The following is a 25674-nucleotide window of genomic DNA, read 5'->3' as shown; positions in this document are numbered from 1 at the left end:
CGCGATTGCAAGGCCTTTGGCTTTCTACACCCTATCCTCTATACCCTGAACCCTGCCTCTAAACGCCGATGCCCGAGTCCATGTCATACGCCCTGTCGCCGGAGTGGCCATAGTTGTCATACGGTGTGCGGCGATTGAACTTATAGCGCTGGCGGATCTCGTTGCCAACCACCAGGCCAAGCGCCACCGCGCCCAGTCCGGCGGAGACCCAGCCGACAGTCTTGAACAGCGTAGATTCTTTTTCGAAGGGCAGGGGGAGGGTCACGGGAACAGCCTCAATCTTTCTGCCGAACTTCTTGCCAAACAGCCGGCGTGTCTTAGGGGACCTCATGCCAAGGATCATATCGTCTCCAGGTACAACTTGGCAGCAGCTTTCCATCGCGCGTCCTCTCCGGGTAACCGTGCCGGGGCAAGGCTGCCCTGGTTGAAGGTGTCTGTATGTTCCGATGCGTTTCGGAATTCTTCAACACAAATTACGCTGCGCCTGCACAATCAGATGCGCCATAGCCCAAAAGCGGAATCAGTTCACATCCACCTTTTGAAATCCCAGCGAATAAAGCAGTGCGGTCACCGTCGCCCGCGCATTCTTCCGCGCCGCGTCCAGAATGCCGTCCGAAAGCGCCGCCTGCTGCAACTGGTCCTGCGCCTTCGCCCGCGTATCGGACTCGAGATTCTGGTCCGCCGCCACCAGCAGGCCGGTCGTTCGCTGGTAGATCCGGGTGTGTTGATTATCGAGCGTCGTCACAAAGAGTTGCGACGCTGGCAGCGTTACATGGATGTTCTGCGCCGCAGAGTCGATCTTCACGTCTTCAGGCTTCAGCTGTGCGAGATCGATGCCTGCGATCGACTGCCCATGCACGATCAGCAGCAGCTTGTCGCCGGCCAGAACATCCGGCAGCACCGAGCTTGTCTTGTTGCCTTCGACCACCGTATCCAGCGAATAGACGACCGTCTCCAGCCGGCTGAGCCGCTGGATCTTCTCCACCACCGCTGGAACGGACGTGTCGATCGTCGTCGTCCGGCCAGCGATCAGCGCCGCCACCTTCGCCATGGGCCCCGCCGTGGCGTGCCGGATAAACAGCGCCAGCGCCACGCCGCCCAGAACAAGCGCAAACAGAAACAGGAAGAACCCTCCTCCGCCCCCAGATCTGCGCCCCGATTTGTATTGCGTCGTCATCGTCTCACTGCCATCACGGTCGTTCACTCCTGCTTTGATGCTGGTATATCAGATCGTCATCTCGACCGGAGCCACGCGGCTTTTTCGCACGGCGGAGTGGAGAGACCCCCGCATTTCGTCTTTGTCTCGGTGACCCGTTCGCTCCAGACTACGCGATACCTGACCAAGCGGTAACCCTGCCTCTGTTCCGTGCGGGCAAAATCACATAGGGTGCCCCATCCATCGCGCTTTTGTCTTATGCGATGGGTGGGACGTAAGACGTCACCTTACGTGATGCTCTGGCCTTTGCCGACAGGTAGGTTGGGATAGGTCTGCCTTCAACGCCTATAAAACTCCGTGCAGCCTGTTTCACTTACTTCAGATACGTCTCAAACTGATAAAGAATCCGGTGCAACAACTCGTTCCGCGACTCCATCCCCGCAATCGAATGCGTCTTCCTCGGAAAGAGCTGCAAGTCATACGGTATCCCCGCATCGATCAGCGGCTGAAGGAACTGGATCGTGTTCGCGATGTGAACATTGTCATCGCCCGTCCCATGCGCGATCAGCACCCGCCCCTTCAGATTCTTCGCGGCAGCCACATCCGCATCCGCCTTGTAGACTTCGACATTCTCGCTCGGCAACCCCAGGTAGCGCTCCGTATAAATCGAATCGTAGTTGCGGAAGTCCGTCACCGGAGCGACAGCCACACCCGCCTTGATCCGATCGGTATGCGTCATCGCATACAGCGTAAAACTCCCGCCCCAGCTCCATCCCCACCACCCAATGCGCTTGGCGTCGAGCTGCGGATACTTCGCCAGCGTCTGGTCGAGCGCCGCCATCTGGTCGGAGAACTGCACCGGCCCAAAGTTTCGGTACGCCGCCTGCTGGAAGTCGCGCCCACGCCCGCCCATGCCCCGGTTGTCCACCTCCAGCACCGCGAAGCCGTGCTGCGCCAGCAATTCGTTGAAGAGATTGGCGCCGCTCCAAGCGTTGCGGATAGACGCCGTCGGCAGCGGACCACCATAAGGATTCAGAATCAACGGCACGCTCGCTGCCGCCGTACTCGCCGGAAGCGTCAGCTTCCCGTAGAGCGGAGTCTTCCCATCCGCCGCCATCAGCGTGACGATCGACGAAGTCACACCCGTCGCCGCCGGAATCATCTTCGACCTCCAGAATGCCTCACAACTCCCCGCGCCCGTCGCACACACACTTACCACCGGCGGAGCAGTCGCCGTGCTGAACTCGTCGCTGAAGTGCGCACCGTCGGGCGACACCATCGCGTGATGTACCCCGTTGCCACTCGTCAGCCTGCGCTTGCCCGAACCATCCAGCTTCACCGACCACAGGTTGTTTTCAAGCGACGTCCCCTCGTTCGAGGTGAAGAAGACCGTGCCTGACCTCTCATCAAACCCGTCAAACCCTTCGACCTCAAACTCGCCCGAGGTCAACTGGCGCTCGAGCGTTGCGTCGGTGTTCAGCGGATGCTTCTCATCAAACTTGTACAAGTAAAGGTGCGTGTGCCCGTCCCGCCAGCTCGCAGCCAGAAACCGCCCATGCGGCAGAAACGTGATCTCGTAGTTCTCATCCAGATACTTCGCGTCCGTGTTCGTGTAGACCAGCCGCGACTTGCCCGACTTCACATCGGCGAAGTAGAGGTTTTCGTTGTGGTTGTCCCGAGTCAGCACTTCAACAAAGACTGTCTCGGCATCCACCCATCCAAACCGCGGGATCGAGTCATTCCCCGCGCTGAACGGAACCTCAATAAACTTCGTCGCTCCGCCCTTCGCCGAGACCACGCCAACCCGCACGCTCGGATTTGGATCGCCCGGCTGCGGATACCGCTGCATATCGACGCTCGAGTGCGTAGGAATCCAGTCCGCGATAGGGAACTGCGGCACCTTCGCCTCGTCCATTTGCAGGTAGGCAATCGCCGCTGAATCCGGTGACCAGAAGTAGTTGCTCCTCACATCCAGCTCTTCGAGATAGATCCAGTCGACCTCGCCATTCAGCATCGCATCACTGCCGTTGGCCGTCAGGGCCGTCTCCTTCGCGTCCTTCTTTGCAACAGGATGCACATAGAGATTGTGCCCTCGCAGATACGACACCGACTTTGCATCCGGAGAGAACTTCGCATCGCTCCCCGAACCCGCACCCGTATCGACGATCATCGTCCCCTTACCATCGGCGATCGAATAGAGCCACAGTCGCCCACCCTTATCCAGCAGCAGGTGTTTCGAGTCATCCGCCCAGAGAAAGCTCGACATCCCATATCGTTCGCGGTGGTCGCGGTCCTTCTCATTGATCGCATCCGAAGTCAGCGCATCGAGCTGCGCCTTCGTCGCCAGCACGCTGGCCTTGCCTGTCGCTGCATCGATCTGCACGATGTCGCCAGCGTCCCCGGCCACGCTCGCATCCGTCGCCAGGAATGTCAGCCGCTTCCCATCCGGACTCCAGCTCCCACCCCGCGGCGGATTTCCAGTCGGGTTGCTGTTGGCGAACTCCACCGTCCGCATGGAGTAGTCCGGCGTTTGAGCGAAGACGGAGGCCGCAAAGAGGGCCGGCAGTAGGGCAAGAGGGAGAAATCGGCTCATAGAGGTGATCCAAGTCTAAACGCCGTTTTTCATCGTCTCCATGAAACGTTCCGCCCCTCCCGTTCACACTCTCTTGCCCTCGGCTTCCAACCAGGAGCGAACCGCAAGGCAGAACTGGAGCCCTCCCTGTGTCCGACACACTCGTCGCTTACGTCATCTCCGTAATCATCCTCGCCGTGCTGGCGCTCTCCGTTCCCTGTATCGAACTGCTGGTTCGCCTTCTGCGCACACCGGTTCGCGACGAGGGCAAGACTTCGACGCAGTCTCCTCTGAGATCGCGCGGCAAATCTCACAAGGCCGCCTGAGCAGCCGATCTAGCCATAAAGATGGTAGATTCTCTCTATGAGAACGACGGTCGATATTCCGGACGCGACTTATCGGCAACTCAAAAGCAGGGCTGCAGCTGAAGGCGGTTCAGTCAAGCAACTCCTGCTGAGAGGATCGGAATTGGTTCTACGTGAACCCTTGCAAAACCCGGTCAAGCGGCTAAAATCGCCTATCTTGAATAACGGCGAGCCAGGATCGCTGAAACTGGACAATGACAAGATCGACGACCTCATCGGTTTTCCCTGATGTCAATGTGTGGATCGCGCTTACTATAAGGGCGCACCAACATCACACGATCGCGTGGAGCTGGTATCAATCGCTTGCTCCGCATCAGAAATTAGTATTTTGCCGATTCACGCAGGTTGGATTCCTTCGGCTACTTACGAACAGAGCCGTTGCCGCAGACGAAACCGTCACGCAAAAAGGTGCCTGGACTATCTATGATCAATGGATCCGTGAAGGCGGTGCTGTTTACCTTGATGAGCCGCTTGGATTCGACATGGAATTTAGAGAGATGAGTGATCAGTTGGTCTCAGCACCGAACACGTGGACGGACTCTTATCTTGCGGGCTTTGCGAGAGCAGCATCGATCAACTTGGTTACCTTTGATAAGGCTCTCAGCTTAAGAGCAAGGCAGCCAGTCCTACTGAGTTCTTATCCTCTGAAAAGCCCTGAAGCCTGAACGCTCCAGGGCATGCTCGTTACGCCTTCGCCGCCGGAACCGCCTCATGCGGCGTCTCGCCCACGGTAATCAGCGTCTTGCGACTCTTATAACTCGCCGCAACAAACTCCCGGAACAGCGGGTGGGGCTCGAGCGGCTTCGACTTGAACTCCGGATGGAACTGGCAGCCCAGGAAGAACGGGTGACCCGGAATCTCGACAATCTCCACATACGTCGCATCCGGTGTCGTGCCGGTCAGCCTTAGTCCGCCGCCAACCAGCAGCGCCTCGTACTCGCGGTTGAACTCATACCGATGCCGGTGCCGCTCACTGATCTCGGTCGTTCCATACGCCTTTGCAGCGAGAGAGTCCGGCTCCATCACACACGTCCAAGCGCCCAGACGCATGGTTCCGCCCATCTCTTCCACGCCCGTCAGTTCGCGCAGTTTGTAGATGATCCGGTGCGGCGTCGAAGGATCGAACTCGCCCGAATTCGCCTGATGCAGCCCACAGACATTCCGCGCATACTCGATGCACGCCGTCTGCATGCCGAGACAGATCCCGAAGTACGGCACCTCATTCTCACGCGCATAGCGAATCGCGTTCAGCATGCCTTCGATGCCGCGCTTGCCGAATCCGCCCGGAACCAGGATGCCGTCGAAGCCCGCAAGCTGCGACTCATACGCCATGCTCGACTTGCCCTCTTCGTCTTTGGTCTCCAGACCCTCGGCCTCGATCCACGTCACCCGCAGCTTCAAATTCTGCGAGAGCGCGCCATGCACTAGCGCCTCCTTCAGCGACTTGTAGCTGTCTTCATACTCGACATACTTGCCGACGATGGCGATCGAGACCTCATCTTTCGGGTGATACGCCCGATGCACGATGTCCTGCCACTTGCTCAGGTCCGGTTCCTTCGCGTCGATCTTCAGGTACTTCAGCGCCAGCGCATCGACATGCTCATTGGCAAAGGTAAGCGGCACCTCGTAGATCGAGTCCACGTCACGAGCCGCAATCACCGCCGGCTCCTCTACGTTGCAGAACAGCGCAATCTTCGCCCGCATCTCGCGCGGCACCGCACGGTCCGACCGGCAGAGCAGAATGTCCGGCTGGATCCCAATCGACAGCATCTCCTTCACCGAGTGCTGCGTCGGCTTGGTCTTTAACTCCTGTGCCGCCGCGATCCACGGAATCAGCGTGACGTGAACGAAGCACGTATTTTCTCTGCCAAGGTCCTGCCGCATCTGCCGGATCGCCTCGAGGAAGGGAAGCGACTCGATATCGCCCACCGTTCCACCAATCTCGACGATCGCGACCTCGCAGTCCGCCCCAATCTTCCGCATCGCGTTTTTAATCTCATTGGTGACGTGCGGAATCACCTGCACGGTCTTGCCCAGGTAGTCGCCGCGACGTTCCTTGGTGATGATCTGTTCGTAGATCCGGCCCGTCGTCAGGTTGTTGTCCCGAGTCAGCTTCGCGTGGGTAAACCGCTCATAGTGACCAAGGTCGAGATCGGTCTCAGCACCATCGTCGGTCACAAAGACCTCGCCGTGCTGAAACGGCGACATCGTCCCCGGATCGACGTTCAAATAGGGGTCAAACTTCATGATGTTGACCTTGATACCGCGGGCCTCCAGCAGGCAGCCGATGGAGGCTGCCGCGAGTCCCTTACCGAGTGAAGACACGACTCCGCCCGTTACAAAGATGTACTTTGCAGACATGTCCGCGACCTCATATTTTTCTGGAAAGTTTTGTGCAGGATGGGCACTCCTAAGTATCGCAGGGTCGGGTGCCGGACGCAACGTGGAAAAGCCGCCGGTCCAAAGCATAAGGGCGGCCCATCCTAGCTGGTGGAGACGATCTAAGGTTTGTGGCTGATGTGATTGGCAGGATGTTTCATGGCATTACTCTGCGCAATGGCATCGTAGACGCTGGGCACGACCCCTTTGCCCTCTTCGAGCATAAAGAATCGGTCTATGCCCGGCAGCGCGACCTGCTCGACAAGCCCGCTTGGCCAGCGGACTTCAACCGCATCCACTGAAGTCGCCTTTCCCAGGCCGAAGTGCAGCCGCATATCGTTCGACGACTCGTAGCTGCCACCGCTCATCACATCCCCGCGTTGCTTGGTCTCTCCTGTCGTCAAGGATACCGTCGCCCCAATGGCGTCCTTTGGGCTCTTTGGCCCGCCCACAAGCTGTAGCCCTACCCAGTGGTTTGTGTCGGCATTCACATTGCGCAGCAACACTGGCGTGTGGTCGATGCAGTTCACGACGACATCCAGCTTGCCATCGTTGAACAGGTCGCCAAACGCCGCGCCCCGCCCGGGAATCACATCGGCCAGCCCTGTCCCTTCCACCGCCGGAACGATCTCAAACTTCTTCCCATGCTGCATGTTGTGGAAGAGCAATGGCCGTTCCGCATAGCTGGTGCCCCAGTCATGATGGTCCACCTGGGGAAGGAGATGCCCGTTGATGGCCATGATGTCCTTCCAGCCGTCATTGTCATAGTCGATAAACTCGGTCGCCCAGCTCAGGAACGAGTAGGTTCCCTGCGCTATTCCCATCTCAGGGCTCACCTCCGTAAAGTTCCCGTCACCCTGGTTGCGGAACAGCGTCTTGTAGTCGTCGGAGAAGGTCGTCGTAAACAGATCCACCAGGCCATTGTTCAGATAGTCGCCCACGCCCAGGCCCATGTTGGCCGTCTCGAACCCCTGCTGGTTCAGCGCAAAGCCCGAGTAGTAGCTGGCATTTTCAAAGGTGCCGTCACCGTTGTTCAGGTACAAATAGTTCGGCGACGAGTCGTTCGACACCACCAGGTCAACCTTGCCATCGTTATTCACATCGACGAACGTGGAAGAGAATCCGTAGTAGTGGTTCGGATCGCTCACCCCCGCTTTTTCGCTCACATCGGTGAAAGTCCCATCCCCGTTGTTATGAAACAGATGATCCGGCTCGCCGGGCAGACCGCGCGGCCCGCACATCACCTTCACTCCGCGATACTGGCAGAACGCAGAGTCGATGCCATCTGAGCCCGACAGCGGAGGATGCTTCATGTCGTAGTGGACATAGCCCGGTATGAAGAGATCCAGCTTGCCATCGCCGTCATAGTCGCCAAAGGTCGGCCCGTTGGACCAGTTGCCGAGCGTGATGCCCGCCTTCTCCGCCACATCCGTGAAGGTGCCATCGTGGTTGTTGTGGTAGAGGCGGTTATGTCCCAGGTTGGTTACAACTAAATCGGGCCAACCATCATTGTCATAGTCCCCCACCGCAACTCCAAATCCCCAGCGGTCATTGGTCACGCCTGCCTTTTCCGCCACATCGGTAAACGTGCCATCGTGATTGTTGTGGAACAGCGCAGCGTGCGGCGCCTCAGCCTTTCCATCCATAGCTTCATAGGTCGAGCCGTTGACCATATAGATATCGAGCCAGCCGTCTTTGTCGTAATCGAGCAGAGCGACACCGGAGCCCGAGACTTCGATGATGAAGTCCTTCTGCAGCGTCCCCACCTTATGGTGCCAGTCCGTCAGGCCCGCCTTCTTCGAAACGTCCTGAAAGACGATTGGGCCTGTCTTGACGAATCCGCCCGCGGTGATCGGACGCCTTTCCGAGTCGTAGACAGGCGCGAAGATACCACCGGTCGCCGAACCTCCCTGGATACCGCGCGAGACTGCTGGAATCTGCGGCGGTATGCTGGCCGGGCTCTCTCCGGTCTGAGCAAAGCCGTGAGATGGACCTGTCAACAAGGCACTTACGAGTACACAGACCCCAGAAGCCTTCCACGAAATGTCCGCGAGCAAACGTAAGCTACCCAAGCGATAATTCCTTCATCCGTAAACGATGATCTGTAAACGATCCATCTTCCCTCATAGGCGCGGAGCGGTCTTCATCCAAAAGGAGGATATCCATCCGAAACTTCCCGCCCCGACGGGCGTCCGGAATTGCCACGAAGCTGGTCACGCTCCATCTTCTTTCTCGCCAACCATGCCGTTTCGGGACTATGCTGATCGCCACAGAACCCCGGAGGCGATCCATGCCGATTGCTACAAAAACCTCGCCATCGCATTTGCACAGCGGCCCAGGGATTGAACAGAGTCTGCTCCACGGCATCGACTCCTTAGCCGCCAAACTAGGCCGCGCCAGCCAGACCCCGGCACACCTCCTCACCGGCCTCCACGGCGAAGAGGAAGCTCTCTTTTACCTGCGCCAGCGAGGCTACACCGTCGTCGCCCGCCGCTGGCAGACACCTCGCCTCCCCGGGGATGTCGACCTCGTAGCCTGGGACGGCCCCTGCCTCTGCTTCGTCGAAGTCAAGACCCGCACCGGCCGCGACATCGTTCCCGCCGAGTTCGCCGTCGACCAGCACAAGCAGCGCGTCCTGCGCTCCCTCGCCCGCGTCTTCTGCAAGCGTTTTGCCGAGCACATGAGATCGCAGATCCCCATCCGCTTCGACGTCGTCGCCGTCTATCTGCCCCCGGCCGCCGCCGGCCGCGCCGCACCCGAGATCGAACACTTCACCTCGGCCTTCCCTTACTGATCTGAACTCCCATCGCCCCGATGGAACAGACCGCCGAGCTTCGGTGTCTAATAAGTTTGAGGACCCGAGATGACCCTGCTGAACGCTCCTGCCTACAACACCCGTCGCGAAAATCTGAAGCGCAATGTGATCGTTGGCACCATCGCTGTGGTCCTGCTCGGGACCGTCCTGGCCTTCGCGGGATACATCCTCGGCCACGGCTGGCTGTTCACGAACCTTCTCGACGAGCACCACGTGAAGGTCTTCATGGAAACCGTCCAGTCCGGCGACTACGCCAAGGCCTACGGCATCTGGGAGAACGATCCCGACTGGAAGCAGCATCCTCAGAAGTACGACTACTCGCTACAGCGCTTCACCGAAGACTGGACCACGGCCAGCGACTGGGGCGGCCCGGTAAAGACCTTCCACGTCGATGTCTCGAAGCGCGACAAGACCGGCGTCGTCGTTGCCGTCACGATCAACGGAAAGAAACGCTTCTTCATCAAGCACGAGAGCAAAGACGGCACCCTCGACTACTTCCCTAACGAAATCGCATACTAAACCTGCGCGGAGTGGAATCTGTGCCCCATTCATCGCAGCAGTATCGCGATGAGTGGGACGGCCCCTATCTCTCAGGACTACCCCAAACCTAAGCCAAACCTAAGCCGGAACCTTAGCCGTCTGCAGACCCGTTAGCAGCGCCTCAAAGCACTCCGGATCGAGCTTCGTCGGAATGTCCTTCCGCATGATCGCGCTCACCCGGCCCAGGTCGAGGCTCTCGCGGTACGGCCTCTCCTCTGAAAGCGCAGCATACACGTCAGCCACCGCGATAATCCGCGACTCCAGCGAGAGCTCCGCCGCCGACAAATCATTTGGATACCCGGTTCCGTCCAGCTTCTCGTGGTGCGCCCCCGCAATCTGCGCCATCAGCCGGAAAGAAGGTATCCTCTCCAGGATCTGCTGCGTAAGCGCCGGGTGCTCTTTCACCACGGTGAACTCTTCGTTCGTCAACTTGCTCGGCTTGTCCAGGATCGAGTTCGGCACGCGCAGCTTGCCCAGGTCATGCAGCAGCGCCGCCCGATGGATCAATTTCGTCCGATCGGCGGAGAGGCCCATCGAATTCGCAATCGTCAACGCTGCCTCAGCGACGCCCATGGAGTGGCGGCTGGTGAACGGCGACTTTGCGTCGACCACGTCTGAGAACGCCTCGCAGATGTTGTCGATCTTGTCCGAGCCAAGGGGCAAGGTATCGGATGGCTGGTAGGCCAGCACCGTGTCGCGCGTCGAGCCTTCGCTATCTCCTGCCAGGCAGTTCAACCACAGCTTGCCCCGCTTGTGCAGCGACACCGCAACCCGCACCAGCTCCGGATCGAACCACTTTCCGCTCCGCTCTTCCAGAACTAAGATCGCCTGCTCCGTGCCCTTCTCCGTCGCAAAGACGTCGAGGTGCTGCGCCACAGCGGCGATGCGCGCCAGCAGCGGGATGCGTTCTCCACGCCAACCGTTGGGATAGCCCGTGCCGTCCCAATGCTCATCGAGGCAGCGAACCGCCTCGGCCGTCGCCTGCCCCAACCCGATCTTGGTCACGATCTTCGCGCCGCGATCACAGCGCAGGCCGATCATCTCTTCATTGTTCTTGTGCTGGGTCCGGCCAATCTGCGCGATGCGCAGCACCCGTTCCAGCGCATTGCCATCCGGCAGCACGTTGTTCCACATCAACTTCAGCGTCGAAAGCTTCGGCTTGCCCGGCTGGGTCCAGTCCTCCAGCTTCACGCCTGCCTTCACCGCGCGGTCATCGCCGCCGCCCACAATCTGGCACATCCGCGCCGAATTGCTGCTGCAGCCAACGTCCTTCAGCAACAAAGCGAAGTAAAGATCGCTCTGCTGAAACTCGTTCAACTTCGCCTCGCCTGCGATTCGCATGCCTAGCACGCAGCTGCGCAGCGCGTGGCCGGCGACCGCGCCTTCCGTAAGGTCCAGAGCGAACGAAAGAGCCGAGATGATCTCGGGCATGTCGATCGTCTGGGCGTGGTGGGCGTCAAGGTCGAAAGTGGCGTCAGCGGCGGTCAGCATCATGCGGTTTCCTAAGCGATGTCTTCTGCGGTGTGGCGCCATGGAGCGTTCATCGGCGCGAGCTTAAGGGCAATGATGAGGCTGAGGTACTTCCGTGTGTCCCGCCCCACAAATAGCGATCAAGTTCTACGTCTCATGCGGTCTCTGAAATCATGCAGTGGCCCGGTTCATCTCCAGCGCTGACAGCAGCGCCTCAAAGCTTTGAGCATCGAGCTTGCCCGGAATGTCCTTGGACATGATGGCGGTGATCTGGGCAAGGTCGAGGCTTTCACGATACGGCCGCTCCTCTGAGAGGGCGGTGTACACGTCCGCAACCGCGATGATCCGCATCTCCATCGAGAGATCGTCGGCCCGCAGGTTGTTCGGGTACCCCGTCCCATCCAGCTTTTCGTGGTGCGAGCCGGCCACCTGCGCAAGTTCGCGAAATGCGGGGATCCGGCCCAAAATCTTCTTCGTTAGGGCGGGATGCTGCTTGACCAGCATGAACTCCTCCGCCGTCAGCTTGCCTTGCTTCTCCAGCACCGAAGTCGGAATCCGCAGCTTGCCCAGGTCGTGCAGCAGCGCCGCCCGGCGGACAAACTGCGTCCTCTTCGGCGACAGACCCATCGTCTCAGCGATCATCATGGCGGAGTCCGCGACACCTAGCGAGTGGACGACGGTAAAGGGAGACTTGGCATCGACCACATCGGAGAACGCTTCGCAGATGCGGTCAATCCTCTCCGGCCCCAGCTTCAGCCCGGCCCTGGGTTCCAGATCCAGCACCGCAGCCCGCGTCTCTGCCTCAGGCAAGATGTCCAGGCATCCGTTCCAAAGGGTCCCGTTGCGGTGCAGGGATGCCGCGACTTTTACCAGTTCAGGGTCGAACCACTTGCCGCTGCGCGTCCGCATCACCGCAATCGCATTGTCCGGACCCTTGTCGGAGGCAAAGACATCGAGATGCTGCGCGATGGCCGCTATCCGAGCCAGCATGGGGATGCGGTGACCCAGCCAGCGTCCCGGCTGTCCGGTGCCGTCCCAGCGCTCGTCGATCGCGCGGACCGCCTCTGCCGTCGCGTAACTAAGGCCTATCTTGGCGATGATCGCCGCGCTGCGGTCCCAGCTCGCGGTGAACGCGTCTTCCTGCTGGGGAGGAATTGGCTCTACCCGTCGCCCGATTCTGGCAAGCAGATCGAAGGGTTCCTCCGAAGACGCCAGACTGATGTCCGCAATGGCCTTTTGTTCCGCAAGCAAGCTTCGCCGTATCGACTCGCGAGGTGTGATGCCAAGCCGGGTCGTCGCGTGCAGACCTCTCCAGTTCTCGCGGCGGCTCTGCGCCAGATAAAGGTGGCTCTGCCCATCCACGATTCCGCTCATATGCGCGGCATTGCTGGTCTGACCGATGTCCTTCAGCAGCAGAGCGTAGTAAAGATCGCTCAGCTCAGCCTGCGAGAGTCCGGCCTTCGCCCCGATCCGCATCCCCAGAACGCAACTCCGCAAAGCGTGGCCGGGAACGGCCCCCTCCGTCAGGTCGAGCGCAAACGACAGCGCAGAGATCAGCTCTGGCATGTCGATGCGTCCGGTCTCTTCGCGGAAGACCTGGGGCTTTGCAATGCTGGTTGAGTCGCGGAAGATCAAAAGTCGTTCCTGCCCCGAACATACGGGATCGACGCGACAGATTCGCGTGCTTGATGTCTGGAGAGTTGCAGGCAGGGTGGTGGGCCCACCAGGACTTGAACCTGGAACCAGCGGATTATGAGTCCGATGCTCTAACCAATTGAGCTATAGGCCCGTAAATCCGATTCTACAGCTTCATGGCGCTGGTGGCTTCGACGGCCAGGTGGGGTCTCATCCCGCAGGGATCGCGGCTGGACAGTGGTTGTTTAGTTGTCCTGCTTGCGGATGAGAGGCTCTGGAATCCGGCGAAGCAGTCTTGCAAAGAGCAGGGTTCAGTTAAGGTGAAGGCCCCTTTCATCTGTAATTCCTTTACTCTCGCCGCATTTGTCCTGCTCCACTATCACGCCGAAGTTGCAACCGCTCCGCCAACGGTGCTACTTCCGCTTACCTCTCCGTCTGGAACCCGGCCACTCCGGCACAACCCAGCCTAAGAAACGTCATCTCGCTCTTCGGCTTAACTGTCCCCAAGAGGCCGTCATCTCGACCGGAGCATCGCGGCGTTACGCGATGCGGAGTGGAGAGCCCCCCGCATTTTGCCTTTGTTCCAAGCCGGCAACCGACCCGCGCCCCATTCATCGCGCTCTTGTCCTTCGCGATGAGTGGGGCCGCCACAGACCCTGTTGCTTCTCCACCCGGCCCGCCATCAGCCCCAATGATTCACCCCGTTCAGAAAGACCCTTCATCGTCTCCGATCGGCATCCCCGGCGGAGCTTCAATCGCCTTCATCGGCGCAAACTTCTCCGGCTCGCGATCGAACTCTTCAATCCGGCGGACGGCGTACGCGTAGACCGGAATCTTCACATCCGCCCGCTGTTTCAGATCATCCAGCCGCGCCATCGTCGTCGCCCGCGCGACAGACGAAGCCGTCGGACTCGCAGCCAGCCGCAGCAGAGCCTCCACCGTCCGCAGAAAGACGGCGTCGGCGACGAGAGCCTTCATCGACCCCGCCGCCTCCGAACCGGGCCGTGCCGTCGCTAGCGTCTGATCGATCACCTCACCCAGCGAAGGCACACCACTCTCGAGAGAGTGCTGCTCTTCCAGTCGGCTCGCTCGCTGCGGATGAAACAGCAGCTCCAGTGTCAGGTCCGCCGAAGACTCAGCCGTCGCAACCGCATCGAAGGTCAACCCGGTATGCGATGCAAACGACTCCCGCGTCCGCTCCATCCCATTCGGCATCGGCGGCAGGATCTTCAGCAAACTCTCCGGCAAAGTCAGAGTCTCCGGCGAAAGCGTCTTCAACACCGCCGCGAGCGCCTTGCGTTGTTCCTCGGGCGCGACGATCGAAGCCACTGTCTGCCCGTCCCCACGCAACGCATACCGATAGTCGAGCCCGCCAATCACCTTCGCCGCGGCCTCCGTCTGGTAGCGATGCAGCAGATACAACGGCACCAGCTTGTCCTCCAACTCAGCCATCGGCTCGCCTTCGAGAATTGCCGCTCCTCCGAACCGCTTCAGCGCCGCTGCTCGCACATCGAGAACACGGTTCAACTCATCTACCGCATCCGGCCCGTTGTCCCAAAGGTGCGCATGAGGATGCGCTCCACCCAGCGGCCTCGCATCCTCGTCCGTAATGAAATACAAGCCGCGCTTCAACGCCGCATCGACCGGCCTGCTCAGCGTCGCCTGGTCCGCATCGGTCGGAAGATCGCGATACCCATAGTCGATCGCCACCTTGTCCCACTCGCCGATATTCACCGCATACGCCTTACTCAGGTCCGGTTTCCCTGAAGAGTCGAGCGTCACATACGGATGCGGATAGTCCATCACGCTGGCCGACTGCGAGAAGCTGCTTGCCGCAAAGTTATGCGCCAGCCCAAGCGTGTGCCCGGTCTCGTGCGCCGAGAGCTGCCGAATCCGTGCCAGCACCATCGCGAGCATAGGATCGTCCTTCACTGGCAGCGCCTTGCCATCCGCATAAGGCGAGAGCAGCGCCTCGGCGATCATGTAGTCCTGCCGCCCCCGCAGCGACCCCAGAGTCACGTTCCCCTTGACGATCTCGCCCGTCCTCGGGTCGGCGACTGCCTCGCCGTAGCTCCACCCGCGTGTATACCGATGCACCCACTGGATGATGTTGTAACGCACGTCCATCGGGTCAGCGTCCGCCGGAAGGATGTCCACCTTGAAGGCGTTCTTCCATCCCGCTGCCGTAAACGCCTGGTTCCACCACCGCGCTCCTTCGAGCAGTGCCGTCCGGATCGGTTCCGGCGCCCCGCGATCGACGTAATACTGGATCGGCGCAACCGGCTCGCAATCCTTCATGCAGTTCGGGTCTTTCTTCACCAGCCGATGCCGCAGGATGAACTTCTGGTCCAACCCATCCCCTAACGGCACCGTGTAGTCCCGATAACTCATCGCGAAGTACCCTGCTCGCGGATCGAACCGTCGCGGCACAAACCCTGCAGGCGGCAGCTCGATAAAGCTCTGGTGCTCCCGCACCGTCATCGCATGAGGATCGGGCGTGACGTTCCGCACGAACTCGCCCTTGGCGCGACCCTCGGTCGTGAAGGTCAAAATCGCCTCCACCTCGGTATTCTTCGGAAACGCTTTGGTCGCGTCGAGAGCGATCGCGGACCGCGTCGCGTCCACCTTGTACGCCCCCTGCTCCAGCGACTGCAGCGTCTCCGCCACCCCATGCACGTCGCGCACGAAGAAGTCCGTCGCATCGACCAGCACCGCGCCGCTCGCGTCCTCCGCCGCCACCGTAAAGCCAAACAGCACCGACTCCGGAAACGACTGCTTCACCGCCAGCACCTCAGCCGGATCGGTCGCGCTGCTGCGGAACGCCTCGTTCGCCTGCACCAGCAGCACCTTCGGCCCCGACCGTTCAAACCGCACGATCCGCCCCGAGCCGATCTGTCCGCGATCGAGCCCCAGGTCGTTCGACCCCGTCCCGTAGGGCAGCGAATCGGTGTAAAGCAGGTCGTGTGAGAGCTTGGGAATTTCGAGATAGAGTCTGCCCCGGCCCGCATCCCAATCGAGCGGCAACAGGCCACCCATATGCCTCATGGCGGCCGTCTTCATCGCAATCGTAGGCGGCGGAACTGGGATCGCTTCAGTCTTCGCAGTATCCTGCGCAGCGGCATGCAAAGCAAGGGCGGTCAGCCCACACAAAAACAGGGAAGGGGAGAGCGATCGACGTAGCATCGCTCCCTTGTACCACGCCCTGAGGGCTGTTTCTCGGCCGTCAACTTATTTCTCTGCCCCTACTTCTCTGGCATCGATCCCGGCGTTATGTTCGAGTCCTCCGGCGCGGAGGGATTGATATGCCCCGTACCATTCTCCGTCGTATTGGAGTTCACATCCGTCTTCCCCGGCCCCGCCGTCGCCGGATTATCGCCCTTCGGCCCCGATGGCGTCGCTCCCACCTTCTGCTGTCCCGGCTGCTGCGCCGGAACCTCGTTCGTCTTCTCAGCTGTCGCCATATTCGTCTCCTACTCGTAGGAGTGCGCCGCGCCCGCCTTCGTTGCTCCCAGTCGGAATTGGTGAGAAAGAAGCGTCATCTCGACCGAAGCATCGCAGCTGCATCGCGATGCCCAGTGGAGAGACCCCGCATTTGTCTTCTCGCTTACGCAAACCCAATACAATCTCTTCATGCCCAGGCAGCAAAATCCGTGCCCCACCCCTTCGCGGTTGTATCGCGAATGAGTGGGAACGCCACAAACCTCAAAGCCCTCTTCCTCGACCGCGACGGCGTCATCAACGAAGAAGCCAGCTACCTCTGGCGCCGCGAAGGTGTCCGCTTCGTCCCCGGCATCTTCTCTCTCTGCCGGACCGCGCAATCTCTCGGCTACAAGCTGGTCGTCGTCACCAACCAGGCCGGCATCGGTCGAGGCATGTACACCGAAGCCGAGTTCCACACCCTCATGGACTGGATGCGCAGCGAGTTCGCCCGCGAAGGCGTCACCCTCAATGCCGTCTACTTTTCCCCCTACCACCCCGAACACGGCATCGGCGACTACAAACGCGATCACGAAGACCGCAAACCCGGCACCGGCATGCTCCGCCGTGCCGTCACCGACCTCGGCATCTCGCTAGCGGACTCCATCCTCGTAGGTGACCGCTGCACCGACATCGCCGCCGCCAACGCCGCCGCGCTCCGCCAGGCCTTCCTCATCGCCGGCACAGAACCCCCCGAAGCCTGTCCCGCCAACTTCCTTCCCGTAACCACCCTCGCCGAAGTCGAATCCTGGCTCTTCGCCAACCCCTGAAGCAAGCGAAAAGGAAGCGTCATCTCGATCGGAGCGAAGCGCAGTGGAGAGCCCCGGATCTCGTTTCACAGTCTCTAGAGCCCGGGTGCCCCATCCATCCAGCTTCATCGGATGGGTGGGACGTAAAATCGCCACCCGCTGTCTTGCTTAAGGGCGCGGCTTCAGCCGCTGAGGTACGCCTTTACTTCCCATCCACACCCGGCAAATCCGCATGCTTCAACAGCACCCCAACCGCATCCTTCGCGCTCACCAGCGGCTCCCCATCCAACAAATCGAGCGGCCACGGAATCCCCAGCGCAGGATCATTCCAAAGAACGCACCGCTCCCCCTGCGGGTAGTAAAGATCGGTCGTCTTGTACAGCACCTCCGCCGTCTCCGACAGCACCACAAACCCGTGCGCGAACCCCTCCGGAATCCACACCATCTCCACCGCGTCCATTGGGTCTTCGCGCTTCAGATGCACGCCCATGTACTTCCCGAACTCCGGAGAGTCCGGCCGCAGGTCCACAGCCACATCCCAGATATGCCCGGAGAGGACGCGCAGCAGCTTGCCCTGCGGCTTGCCCAGCTGATAGTGCAGCCCGCGCAACACCCCCTTGCGCGAGAACGACTGGTTGTCCTGCACAAACTCGCGGTCGATGCCAAGCTTCGCAAACGCCTCGCGATTGAACATCTCGGCAAACCACCCGCGATCGTCGCCAAAACGGCGCGGACGCAGAACCTTCACATCGGTAAGTGCGGTATCGACGACTTCCATGCGCCGATTGTAAAGCGTTCCCGTCAACAGCCGGGTGCCCCATATCGGGCCGCCTTACCGCCAGATGTGGGAAGTGTCGCCACACCGTCTACCATGGTCTAACCATGTCCTCCCTCGAAAACATGCGCTCGATGCTCCGTGGAACTCTCGGTCGCAGCCTCAATGCGCTCACGCCGGAAGACCGCCTCGCCGCCGCGTGGCCCGTAGCCTGCGGCCCCGCCATGGCCGCCCACGGAGAGATCGTCGCCTTCTTCGAAGGCACCGTCACCGTCCAGGTCTCCGACCCCGCCTGGCTCTCGCAGATGCTCTCCATGCGCTCCATCCTCCAGAACGAGCTTGCCCGCATCGCCCAGGTCAAGGTCACCGCGATACACTTTGAACTGAAGAAGAGGTAAGGAAATGAGTGAAACCGCAGTCGTAACGCTGGAAGACGTAAGCCACGTCGCCGAGCTGGCCAACCTCGAGCTGACCGCCGAAGAACTTCCGCACATGCAGCACAATCTGAATGCCATCCTCGGCTACATCACTCAGCTTAACGAGCTCGACACCACCGGCGTTCCCGCCATGGCGCAAGTAGGCGAGATGCTAGGCAGCGAAGTGCATCTACACGGCGAGACCCTCCGCCCCGACGCCATCAAGCCGTCGCTCGACCGCGCCGCCGTCATGGCCGCCGCCCCGGAAACCGACGGCAAGTTCTTCAAAGTACCCAAGGTCATCGAGCGCTAAGTGAGTCAGTTATCGAATGCTAGCGAAACGTCTCTGAGCGCTGAACACGAAATCTTGTCATCCTTCGCGAAGCGGAGGACCTGCTTTTCGTCTTTGCCTTTGCTTTTGCTTCTAGGTAAGTCAAGGCTTTAGCCTTGGCAATTTGAATCGCCACAAAAGCGGGGCTTCAGCCCCTGGGGTATGCCCTCCACCACTCCGGCACGAACCACAAAGGAAACGGAACCACCTTGACCACCGCTGCCACCAAGACCATCGACGAAATCCGCACCGGCCTAGAGTCCCGCAGCCTCACCGCGACCGCCCTCGCCGAAGAGCACTACGCCCGCATCGCCGCCGAAGACGGGCAAATCAACAGCTTCCTCGCCCTCAGCCGCGAACGCGCGCTTGCCAAAGCCGCCGCCATCGACGACCTAGCCGCCCTTGGCGACCCGCTGCCCCTGCTCGCCGGCGTGCCGGTCGGCATCAAGGATGTCTTGGCGATGCAGGGCAGCCCCGCAACCGCCGGTTCGAAGATCCTAGCCGCCTACATGCCCCCTTACGACGCAACAGCGGTGAAAAAGCTCGACGCGGCCGGAGCCATCCTACTAGGCAAGCTCAACTGCGACGAGTTCGCCATGGGCTCCTCGAACGAAAACTCCGCCTACGGCCCCGTCCGCAATCCGCGCGCCCTCGACCGCGTCCCTGGCGGCTCTTCCGGAGGCTCCGCAGCAGCCGTAGCCGCAGGCTTCGCCGTAGCCACCCTCGGGACGGACACCGGCGGCTCCATCCGCCAGCCCGCAGCCTTCTGCGGCGTCGTCGGCCTGCTGCCCACCTACGGCCGCGTCAGCCGCTACGGCCTCATCGCCTTCGCCTCGTCGCTCGATCGCGTCGGCCCCGTCACGAATTCGGTGAAGGACGCCGCCACCGTCCTCAAGGTCCTCGCCGGACAGGACCCCCTCGACGCCACCAGCTCCGACCGTCCAGCCGACGACTACGTCGCCTCCCTGACCAAGCCCGTGGCCGGCCTCAAGGTCGGAGTCCCCGCCGAGTACTTCGGCGAAGGCCTCGACCCCGAGATCCGCGCTGCCGTCGAGAAGACTATCGCCCAGCTCGAAACCGCCGGTTGCACCATCGTCCCAGTCCATCTCCCCCACACGAAATACGCTGTCCCCACCTACTACGTCATCGCGACTGCCGAGGCATCCTCAAACCTCTCCCGCTTCGACGGCGTCCGCTTCGGACACCGGACAGAATCCCCCGCCAACCTGTCGGCGATGTACAAAAAGACTCGCGACGAAGCCTTCGGCCCCGAGGTCAAGCGCCGCATCCTCCTCGGCACCTATGTCCTCTCCGCCGGCTACTACGACGCCTACTACAGGAAGGCGCAGCAGGTGCGTGCCCTCATCACCCGCGACTTCCTCGAAGCCTTCGTCCAGGTCGATGTCATCGTCGGCCCCATGACGCCCACACCCGCCTTCAAGATCGGCGAAAAGTCCGACGACCCCATGGCCATGTACCTCGCGGACATCTACTCGGTAGCCGCCTCGCTCGCCGGGATCTGCGGCATCAGCGTCCCTTGCGGCACCACCGCTGAAGGCCTGCCCATCGGCGTCCAGATCATGGGCAAGCACTTCGACGAATCCACTGTCCTTCGCGTAGGCGCCGCCGTCGAATCCGCCCAGGCTTGAGTGCGACCCCATAACCCTCGTCATCTTTCGTCGCCCCGGTGGCCCAGTAATTTTATTTTTAACTTGATTTGTGGCAACATGACGGGGTACGCTCAGCACAGGCGTACCCCGTCAATGATTTGTCAAGTGCTCTCCGAGAACCCTTTTAGGGTCATTGACCACAGTATGCGTTCCCTCCTAACCTCATGAAGGATGCTCCGTATCCGATAGAGGTATATTATGGCGGCGACACAAAAAAAGATTCGCTGGATCACGGATAGCGAGATGAGTTCCATCGTGAACGAGCGTGCGCGGTCCGTCCTCAATATTTCCGGGAAGACTTTCATTCGCAATCGAAATAGCGGAAAGTATGCCAAGCTCGATGCGGATCAGTGTCCCGGTATTATCGAACTCGCCCTTTTAGCTCCTAGCAGCAAGATCGCCAAACCGAGTGCCCGGAAAAACCGCTAGAGAAGCAATCGAAAATTTTGCGAGTTTCATGAACGAAACTCTCAGCTGCCTCACTGATCAACCCCTTGCGGCTTATCAGAAGGCAGCTAACACCTTTTCGCTTCTCTACGAGAAGGCCATACCAATAACCAGCACCAATGGAAGCCGCTTCTATTTGCAGGTAACGCAGGTTTGCAATACTGAAATACGCGAAGATGGCCTTTTCAAGGCGCATACGCGTGAATATAGCTACGTGTTTTCAGATACCCCGGAATTTGACCACCACGGAATTCTTGCCTACCACTGGCATCCCCACGATTTCGATCTGCGGTCCCCCCACCTTCATTTGAGGATCACCCCGCAAATGGGATGCCCCGAGATCGAGCGTAAAATCTCTCGCGCGCACTTCCCGACATCGAGAGTATGTCTTGAAGATTTTGTTCTTCTCTTGCTGAAGTATTACGACATCAGATCTCCCCTGCATCATTCTAGGTATCGAAGCATTCTGAGAAGGAACAAAGAAGCGTTCAGCAAGGGCGCGACGTGGACTGTTCAACCATAGCGCTTCAGATTTCAAACTGATGCCCCTTGGGGGTTCATCTCCTAAGGGTATGCCTTCTCCACCTGAGGTTCCCATGTCCAATACAAATCTCTGGTGGCAAAACGGCATCGTCTACCAGATCTACCCGCGTTCCTTTCAGGACTCCAACGCCGACGGCATCGGCGACCTCCCCGGCATCGAGTCCCGCCTCGACCACCTCGTCACCCTCGGCGTCGACGCCCTCTGGATCTCCCCCTTCTACCCCTCCCCCATGGCCGACTTCGGCTACGACGTCGCCGACTACACGGGCGTCGACCCCATCTTCGGCACCCTCGCCGACTTCGACTCGCTCTTCTCCGCCGCCCACGCCCGCAATCTCAAGCTAATCCTCGACTTCGTCCCCAACCACACCTCGAACCAGCACCCCTGGTTCCTCGAGTCGCGCAGCTCCCGCACCAACCCCAAGCGCGACTGGTACCTCTGGCACGATGCGAAGGAAGGCGGCGGCTACCCCAACAACTGGATGAGCAACTTCGGCGGCCCCGGCTGGACCTGGGACGACACAACGCAGCAGTTCTACTACCACTCCTTCCTCGCCGAGCAGCCCGACCTCAACTGGCATAACCCCGAGGTCCGCGCCGCTATCTACGCCGCCATGCGCTTCTGGCTCGATAAGGGTGTCGACGGCTTCCGCATGGACGTCCTCTGGCTCCTCATCAAGGACGAGCACTTCCGCGACAACCTACCCAACCCCGAGTGGCACCCCGGCGCGTCCAGCTTCTGGAGCGTCCTTCCCACCTACACCGCCGACCAGCCCGAGACCCACGCCATCGTCCGCGAGATGCGAGCCGTCCTCGACGCTTACGACCAGCGCGTCCTGATCGGCGAGATCTACCTCCCGCTCCCGGAGCTGGTCCGCTACTACGGCGTAGCCGAAAACGGTGTCCTTGACGGCGCGCAGATGCCCTTCAACTTCCGCCTCATCCAGACCGACTGGTCCGCCGACCACATCGCCGCCCTCATCCACGAGTACGAAGGCGTCCTGCCGCCAGGAGCATGGCCCAACTGGGTGCTCGGCAACCACGACCAGCCCCGCCTCGCCTCTCGCATCGGCCCCGATCAGGCACGCGCCGCCGCCATGCTTCTGCTCACCCTGCGCGGCACGCCGACCATCTACTATGGCGAAGAGATCGGGATGACCAACGGGCGCATTCCTCCCGAGCTTGTGCAAGACCCCGCCGAAAAGAACCAGCCAGGCATAGGCATGGGCCGCGACCCCGAACGCACCCCCATGCAATGGGACGCCGCCCCCGACGCCGGCTTCACCACCGGTACTCCGTGGCTTCCCATCAACCCCGACCACGCCACCACCAACGTCGCGACAGAGTCCGCCGACCCGCGCTCGATGCTCGCCCTCTACCGCCGCCTCATCGAGCTCCGCCGCGCTCACCCCGCCCTCCACGAAGGAGAGATCCACGACCTCCGTTCTAAGCGCGGCGTCCTCAGCTACACCCGCACCCACCCCAACTCACCTGACCGCTTCCAAATCCTCCTCAACCTCTCCCATGACGTCCAGACGGTCAACTGCGACGAAGGCCACATCGTCCTCACCACCATCATGGACGGCGCAGGCTCCCCCGTAGGCGGCCCCATCACCATCGAAGCCGGCGAGGGCCTCCTCATCGCCTTAGACTGACCAAGGCTCCATTCACCCCTTGTTATCCCTGAACCGATAGGTTCTGGCTGCCATAGGCTGTATCGAGCGCTGCCAGCGTCTGATTAGCCGCAGAGGCCGAAGTCGCTCCGAGCAAACGATTCACAATATCGGATAGCGCTGCGTCCGACGCCTGGGCAGTCTTCTTGTCAAAAGAACCTGCTTCAAGCGAAAGCACCCGCGCGAGGTCGCTGATCTCGCTGCTCCTCTTCTTGTCGGCGGTCGCGTCACCCGTAGTAGGCACAAGTCCTCCAAGGGTGATCGCGTCCGCTTGAGCCGTGGCATCGGCGACAGAGTACCCTTCCATCTCTAAACCGTCTCGTATGTTGGCGTTGCTTCTTAGTACGCCGTCGACTCCGGAGGTCGGCTTCGAGACATTCGTCCAAGCATCGTTCTCTGCTGTGGTCAGATCTGATTTCGCAGCAGTGACATCGCCTGACGCCGCTGCATCCCCGATCGCTTTGAGGTCTGCCAGGAACTGAGCTGACGGAGTAGGCGCCCAGTTAGTGGATTGATTTGGGCCTGAGAAGCTGTCCGTATAAGTGCTGATCGTGCTTTGCACCCCTGAAAGATCTCCAGAACTCGACGAGATCTGCTTATCGAGAGAATAGACAAGCAAGTTCTCGTTTGAGGCGGAATGAGGATCGGGCAGGTTACTCAGAATGATGTTGATCGCATCGATGTCGGTTGTCACCGGGTGCGATACGTCTGGGCTGGTTTGGATATAAGAACCTTCGTTCCCCGCCGACGACACCCGCGTACCCACTGCAGGCTTGAGTAAAGACAGAATCTCTCCGGCACCGCTAAAACCTAAGCTTGAGATCGACATTTGTAGTTCTCCCGGCTTGTCTACAGCACGCACGGGGCCGTTGGCGCGAAATATGATGATATCGGCTGAATCCCCAATAGACATGGCTTCGATGCGAACCTCTCAAAGTGCGGAACCATCCAACCCCTGCAGACTAAACCGCTCCTTGCCGGGTCTATAGGCATCGCTTGCCTAGTTCTGGCCATCCTCGGCCGTGTCTCTCCCCGAATCTTTGTCACGATCCGCACCTCCCGCGCACTACACCTCCGTACACCCGAGCAGCGACTACGGCTCGGCAGGAAAGCTTTATGCCCTCAACTCACACCATCACCGACCCCACCTCCCTCCAGCGCACTCTCTGGCTTCGTCGCGGAACCCGCATCGTCCTCGCCCTCCCCAGCTTCTCCCCCGAACTATCCAAGGTGCAGCAGGAAAACCTCGCAGCCCGCTTCAACCGTCAGCTATCGGAGGCCGGCAACGAGTTCTTCGCCGTCGCCCTCATCGCCTCGCTCGTCGGCTGCATCCTCTTCGACGCTGCCCAATGGTCCTTCTTCACCGTCCACCCGATCACCGTGCTCGCCGCCAATCTCCTCGTCAGTCTTATCGGAGCCGCCCTGGGCAAGACCGCAGGCTTTCTCTACGCCCGCTGGCAACTTGCGCGTCTTATCTGGGCCGTCGCCGAGCGTCTTGAAGCCATCGAGGAGAACGCGACTCCATTGCCGTTTCCCTCAGCCCCACGCGGCGAGCTCTTCGCACTGCACAGCCGCAGCTCTTCTGCCTTTGGCCGAACCTCTTCCTACTAGCTCGCTTCAATACCCACCCGAACTCTGAATCTTTTCCCGGTTCGCCAGCACCAGCTTCAAAAAGTCCCGCTGAATCGGCCCCATATTCTCAGGGTTCCACGCAATCGCGATCCCGATATGCGTCGTCTCCGGCTCGATCGTCGCGAACGTCACTCCAGGCGTCCGCAGGTGTCGTGCCCCCGACGGCACCATGGCAATCCCTTCGCCGCTCTCCACCAGCGTCAGCACGCCTGACCAAGTCGTCGACGAGTTCACGATCTGCGGGGAAAAACCCGCCTTCGAACACAGCGCCAGAATCCCATCGAACAGCGCCGGTGTCACCGCGCGCTCACACATCACAAAGGGCTCGGCCGACAGATCCGAGGCCTGCACCGTCTCGCCCGCCAGCGGATGGTCCACCGGCATCGCCACCACAACCGGATCGCTGTACAGCAGCTCCGCGCGGAGAGTGCGGTCGTAGGGTGGCTCCAGGGGCCGGGTAAAGCCAAGGTCGATCTTGCCAGAGACCAGAGCGTCCATCTGCACCCACGTATGCATCTCGTAGAGCGACAGCCGAATCTCGGGGTGCAGCTTGCGGTATTCGCGGATGATCCGCGCAAAAAAACCGCCCGCTCCCCATAGAAAGAACCCGATCGCCAGCGTCCCCACCTCGCCCTTGAGCGATCGCCGCGCAATGTCCACAGCTCGCTCCGACGCCACCAGCGTCTTCCGCGCCTCCGCCAGAAACAACTCGCCCTGCGGCGTCAGCCTCGCCCGCCGTTGCGACCGGTCGAGCAGCGCTCCCCCAATCTCGCGCTCCAGGTCGGCAATCTGTTCGCTGATCGCCGACTGTGACACATGCAGTTCCTTACTGGCCCGGCTGAACGTCCCCGAGTCCGCCACCGCACAAAAATACCGCAGATGCCTCAGCTCCAAACTCCGCCCCCACTCATTACCCTTGTCATCCTTCGCCGCAGGCGGAGGATCTGATTTTCTCTGTAGCCCAAGAAGCGTCATCTCGACCGGAGCGCAGCGCACTGGAGAGACCCCCGCATTCGTCTCTGCTCTTGC

The 25674-nt window shown here is 60.5% G+C and carries 25 protein-coding genes and 1 tRNA gene; 13 read left to right on the top strand and 13 right to left on the bottom strand.

All coding sequences use genetic code 11. The features are described 5' to 3' along the window. Positions 1-58: 58 nt before the first annotated feature. The 3 genes from OHL18_RS02140 to OHL18_RS02130 form a co-directional block, all read right to left on the bottom strand. Positions 59-331: a hypothetical protein gene (locus tag OHL18_RS02140; RefSeq protein WP_263373185.1), complete on the bottom strand. Its 273-nt coding sequence runs from the start codon at positions 329-331 to the stop codon at positions 59-61. Positions 332-520: 189 nt separating this feature from the next. Further along, a complete protein-coding gene (locus OHL18_RS02135) occupies positions 521-1204 on the bottom strand; it encodes a DUF4230 domain-containing protein (RefSeq protein WP_263373184.1) in 684 nt (227 codons plus the stop codon). Between the two features lie 325 nt (positions 1205-1529). Beyond that, entirely contained in the window at positions 1530-3749 is a 2220-nt protein-coding gene (locus OHL18_RS02130; RefSeq protein ID WP_263373183.1) for a S9 family peptidase, read from the bottom strand. Between the two features lie 128 nt (positions 3750-3877). On the opposite strand from OHL18_RS02130, the gene OHL18_RS02125 reads away from it, so the two are divergent. From OHL18_RS02125 to OHL18_RS23185, 3 genes are read left to right on the top strand one after another with little or no spacing between them, the layout of a single operon-like run. Further along, entirely contained in the window at positions 3878-4054 is a 177-nt protein-coding gene (locus OHL18_RS02125; protein ID WP_263373182.1) for a hypothetical protein, read from the top strand. Between the two features lie 37 nt (positions 4055-4091). After that, a complete protein-coding gene (locus OHL18_RS02120; protein WP_263373181.1) occupies positions 4092-4322 on the top strand; it encodes a hypothetical protein in 231 nt (76 codons plus the stop codon). Then, positions 4288-4758 (top strand): TA system VapC family ribonuclease toxin, encoded by a 471-nt coding sequence (locus tag OHL18_RS23185; RefSeq protein WP_396273757.1) that lies wholly within the window; start codon positions 4288-4290, stop codon positions 4756-4758. The genes OHL18_RS02120 and OHL18_RS23185 overlap by 35 nt, the downstream gene beginning before the upstream one ends. A gap of 19 nt (positions 4759-4777) precedes the next feature. On the opposite strand, the gene OHL18_RS02115 is transcribed toward OHL18_RS23185, so the two are convergent. After that, positions 4778-6454, bottom strand: a complete 1677-nt coding sequence (locus OHL18_RS02115; protein ID WP_263373180.1) for a CTP synthase — start codon at positions 6452-6454, stop codon at positions 4778-4780. Between the two features lie 140 nt (positions 6455-6594). Further along, positions 6595-8472 (bottom strand): CRTAC1 family protein, encoded by a 1878-nt coding sequence (locus OHL18_RS02110; RefSeq protein WP_263373179.1) that lies wholly within the window; start codon positions 8470-8472, stop codon positions 6595-6597. 290 nt (positions 8473-8762) lie between these two features. Between OHL18_RS02110 and OHL18_RS02105 the strand changes: the two genes are divergently transcribed. Both OHL18_RS02105 and OHL18_RS02100 read left to right on the top strand, forming a co-directional pair. Next, a complete protein-coding gene (locus OHL18_RS02105; protein WP_263373178.1) occupies positions 8763-9266 on the top strand; it encodes a YraN family protein in 504 nt (167 codons plus the stop codon). A 69-nt stretch (positions 9267-9335) separates the two neighbouring features. Beyond that, positions 9336-9806 carry a hypothetical protein gene (locus OHL18_RS02100; protein WP_263373177.1) on the top strand — a complete coding sequence of 157 codons (471 nt, stop codon included), beginning with the start codon at positions 9336-9338 and terminating at the stop codon, positions 9804-9806. A 99-nt stretch (positions 9807-9905) separates the two neighbouring features. Here the strand turns inward: OHL18_RS02100 and OHL18_RS02095 are convergent, their stop codons facing one another. The 5 genes from OHL18_RS02095 to OHL18_RS02075 all read right to left on the bottom strand — a co-directional run bounded on the left by OHL18_RS02095 (position 9906) and on the right by OHL18_RS02075 (position 16393). Then, the gene (locus tag OHL18_RS02095; RefSeq protein WP_263373176.1) at positions 9906-11321 is read right to left on the bottom strand and encodes an HD-GYP domain-containing protein; all 1416 of its coding nucleotides are present in this window, start codon (positions 11319-11321) and stop codon (positions 9906-9908) included. Between the two features lie 147 nt (positions 11322-11468). Continuing rightward, complete coding sequence (locus OHL18_RS02090) at positions 11469-12932, bottom strand: HD-GYP domain-containing protein (RefSeq protein WP_263373175.1); 1464 nt, start codon at positions 12930-12932, stop codon at positions 11469-11471. A gap of 77 nt (positions 12933-13009) precedes the next feature. Beyond that, positions 13010-13086 (bottom strand) — tRNA-Ile (locus OHL18_RS02085). A 551-nt stretch (positions 13087-13637) separates the two neighbouring features. Continuing rightward, the gene (locus OHL18_RS02080; RefSeq protein WP_263373174.1) at positions 13638-15992 is read right to left on the bottom strand and encodes a zinc-dependent metalloprotease; all 2355 of its coding nucleotides are present in this window, start codon (positions 15990-15992) and stop codon (positions 13638-13640) included. A 182-nt stretch (positions 15993-16174) separates the two neighbouring features. Continuing rightward, positions 16175-16393, bottom strand: coding sequence for a hypothetical protein (locus tag OHL18_RS02075; RefSeq protein ID WP_263373173.1), 219 nt, complete (start codon positions 16391-16393; stop codon positions 16175-16177). Between the two features lie 219 nt (positions 16394-16612). Between OHL18_RS02075 and OHL18_RS02070 the strand changes: the two genes are divergently transcribed. After that, positions 16613-17179, top strand: coding sequence for a D-glycero-alpha-D-manno-heptose-1,7-bisphosphate 7-phosphatase (locus tag OHL18_RS02070; RefSeq protein WP_263373172.1), 567 nt, complete (start codon positions 16613-16615; stop codon positions 17177-17179). A gap of 181 nt (positions 17180-17360) precedes the next feature. Here the strand turns inward: OHL18_RS02070 and rfbC are convergent, their stop codons facing one another. Next, positions 17361-17936: a dTDP-4-dehydrorhamnose 3,5-epimerase gene (gene rfbC, locus OHL18_RS02065; protein ID WP_263373171.1), complete on the bottom strand. Its 576-nt coding sequence runs from the start codon at positions 17934-17936 to the stop codon at positions 17361-17363. 104 nt (positions 17937-18040) lie between these two features. On the opposite strand from rfbC, the gene OHL18_RS02060 reads away from it, so the two are divergent. The 6 genes from OHL18_RS02060 (at position 18041) to OHL18_RS02035 (ending at position 22995) form a co-directional block, all read left to right on the top strand. Beyond that, a complete protein-coding gene (locus OHL18_RS02060) occupies positions 18041-18331 on the top strand; it encodes a DUF721 domain-containing protein (protein ID WP_263373170.1) in 291 nt (96 codons plus the stop codon). Between the two features lie 4 nt (positions 18332-18335). Continuing rightward, the gene (gatC, locus tag OHL18_RS02055) at positions 18336-18662 is read left to right on the top strand and encodes an Asp-tRNA(Asn)/Glu-tRNA(Gln) amidotransferase subunit GatC (RefSeq protein WP_263373169.1); all 327 of its coding nucleotides are present in this window, start codon (positions 18336-18338) and stop codon (positions 18660-18662) included. A gap of 227 nt (positions 18663-18889) precedes the next feature. Beyond that, positions 18890-20329 carry an Asp-tRNA(Asn)/Glu-tRNA(Gln) amidotransferase subunit GatA gene (gatA, locus tag OHL18_RS02050; protein ID WP_263373168.1) on the top strand — a complete coding sequence of 480 codons (1440 nt, stop codon included), beginning with the start codon at positions 18890-18892 and terminating at the stop codon, positions 20327-20329. Between the two features lie 219 nt (positions 20330-20548). Continuing rightward, the gene (locus OHL18_RS02045; RefSeq protein ID WP_263373167.1) at positions 20549-20779 is read left to right on the top strand and encodes a hypothetical protein; all 231 of its coding nucleotides are present in this window, start codon (positions 20549-20551) and stop codon (positions 20777-20779) included. A 28-nt stretch (positions 20780-20807) separates the two neighbouring features. Beyond that, positions 20808-21320 (top strand): hypothetical protein, encoded by a 513-nt coding sequence (locus tag OHL18_RS02040; protein ID WP_263373166.1) that lies wholly within the window; start codon positions 20808-20810, stop codon positions 21318-21320. A 73-nt stretch (positions 21321-21393) separates the two neighbouring features. After that, positions 21394-22995, top strand: coding sequence for an alpha-amylase family glycosyl hydrolase (locus OHL18_RS02035; RefSeq protein ID WP_263373165.1), 1602 nt, complete (start codon positions 21394-21396; stop codon positions 22993-22995). Positions 22996-23017: 22 nt separating this feature from the next. Here the strand turns inward: OHL18_RS02035 and OHL18_RS02030 are convergent, their stop codons facing one another. Continuing rightward, entirely contained in the window at positions 23018-23842 is an 825-nt protein-coding gene (locus OHL18_RS02030) for a hypothetical protein (RefSeq protein WP_263373164.1), read from the bottom strand. A gap of 287 nt (positions 23843-24129) precedes the next feature. Between OHL18_RS02030 and OHL18_RS02025 the strand changes: the two genes are divergently transcribed. Further along, positions 24130-24624, top strand: coding sequence for a hypothetical protein (locus tag OHL18_RS02025; RefSeq protein ID WP_263373163.1), 495 nt, complete (start codon positions 24130-24132; stop codon positions 24622-24624). A gap of 6 nt (positions 24625-24630) precedes the next feature. Here OHL18_RS02025 and OHL18_RS02020 read toward each other — a convergent pair whose 3' ends face one another. After that, the gene (locus OHL18_RS02020; RefSeq protein WP_263373162.1) at positions 24631-25539 is read right to left on the bottom strand and encodes a LysR family transcriptional regulator; all 909 of its coding nucleotides are present in this window, start codon (positions 25537-25539) and stop codon (positions 24631-24633) included. Positions 25540-25674: the final 135 nt, after the last annotated feature.

Source organism: Granulicella aggregans, assembly GCF_025685565.1.
Taxonomy (GTDB): Bacteria; Acidobacteriota; Terriglobia; order Terriglobales; family Acidobacteriaceae; genus Edaphobacter; species Edaphobacter aggregans_B.
The sequence above is the reverse complement of the archived record's forward strand: the minus strand, read 5'-3'. Positions and strand labels throughout refer to the sequence as shown.

Coding starts and splice junctions, on each gene's coding strand:
- OHL18_RS02115 (WP_263373180.1), bottom strand. CDS start 6,454: ATGTCTGCAAAGTACATCTTTGTAACGGGCGGAGTCGTGTCTTCACTC.
- OHL18_RS02070 (WP_263373172.1), top strand. CDS start 16,613: ATGAGTGGGAACGCCACAAACCTCAAAGCCCTCTTCCTCGACCGCGAC.
- OHL18_RS02120 (WP_263373181.1), top strand. CDS start 4,092: ATGAGAACGACGGTCGATATTCCGGACGCGACTTATCGGCAACTCAAA.
- OHL18_RS02130 (WP_263373183.1), bottom strand. CDS start 3,749: ATGAGCCGATTTCTCCCTCTTGCCCTACTGCCGGCCCTCTTTGCGGCC.
- OHL18_RS02025 (WP_263373163.1), top strand. CDS start 24,130: ATGCCCTCAACTCACACCATCACCGACCCCACCTCCCTCCAGCGCACT.
- OHL18_RS02140 (WP_263373185.1), bottom strand. CDS start 331: ATGAGGTCCCCTAAGACACGCCGGCTGTTTGGCAAGAAGTTCGGCAGA.
- OHL18_RS02035 (WP_263373165.1), top strand. CDS start 21,394: ATGTCCAATACAAATCTCTGGTGGCAAAACGGCATCGTCTACCAGATC.
- OHL18_RS02060 (WP_263373170.1), top strand. CDS start 18,041: ATGTCCTCCCTCGAAAACATGCGCTCGATGCTCCGTGGAACTCTCGGT.
- OHL18_RS02080 (WP_263373174.1), bottom strand. CDS start 15,992: ATGAAGACGGCCGCCATGAGGCATATGGGTGGCCTGTTGCCGCTCGAT.
- OHL18_RS23185 (WP_396273757.1), top strand. CDS start 4,288: ATGACAAGATCGACGACCTCATCGGTTTTCCCTGATGTCAATGTGTGG.
- OHL18_RS02045 (WP_263373167.1), top strand. CDS start 20,549: ATGGCGGCGACACAAAAAAAGATTCGCTGGATCACGGATAGCGAGATG.
- OHL18_RS02105 (WP_263373178.1), top strand. CDS start 8,763: ATGCCGATTGCTACAAAAACCTCGCCATCGCATTTGCACAGCGGCCCA.
- OHL18_RS02100 (WP_263373177.1), top strand. CDS start 9,336: ATGACCCTGCTGAACGCTCCTGCCTACAACACCCGTCGCGAAAATCTG.
- gatC (WP_263373169.1), top strand. CDS start 18,336: ATGAGTGAAACCGCAGTCGTAACGCTGGAAGACGTAAGCCACGTCGCC.
- OHL18_RS02075 (WP_263373173.1), bottom strand. CDS start 16,393: ATGGCGACAGCTGAGAAGACGAACGAGGTTCCGGCGCAGCAGCCGGGA.
- OHL18_RS02030 (WP_263373164.1), bottom strand. CDS start 23,842: ATGTCGATCTCAAGCTTAGGTTTTAGCGGTGCCGGAGAGATTCTGTCT.
- OHL18_RS02095 (WP_263373176.1), bottom strand. CDS start 11,321: ATGATGCTGACCGCCGCTGACGCCACTTTCGACCTTGACGCCCACCAC.
- rfbC (WP_263373171.1), bottom strand. CDS start 17,936: ATGGAAGTCGTCGATACCGCACTTACCGATGTGAAGGTTCTGCGTCCG.
- OHL18_RS02040 (WP_263373166.1), top strand. CDS start 20,808: ATGAACGAAACTCTCAGCTGCCTCACTGATCAACCCCTTGCGGCTTAT.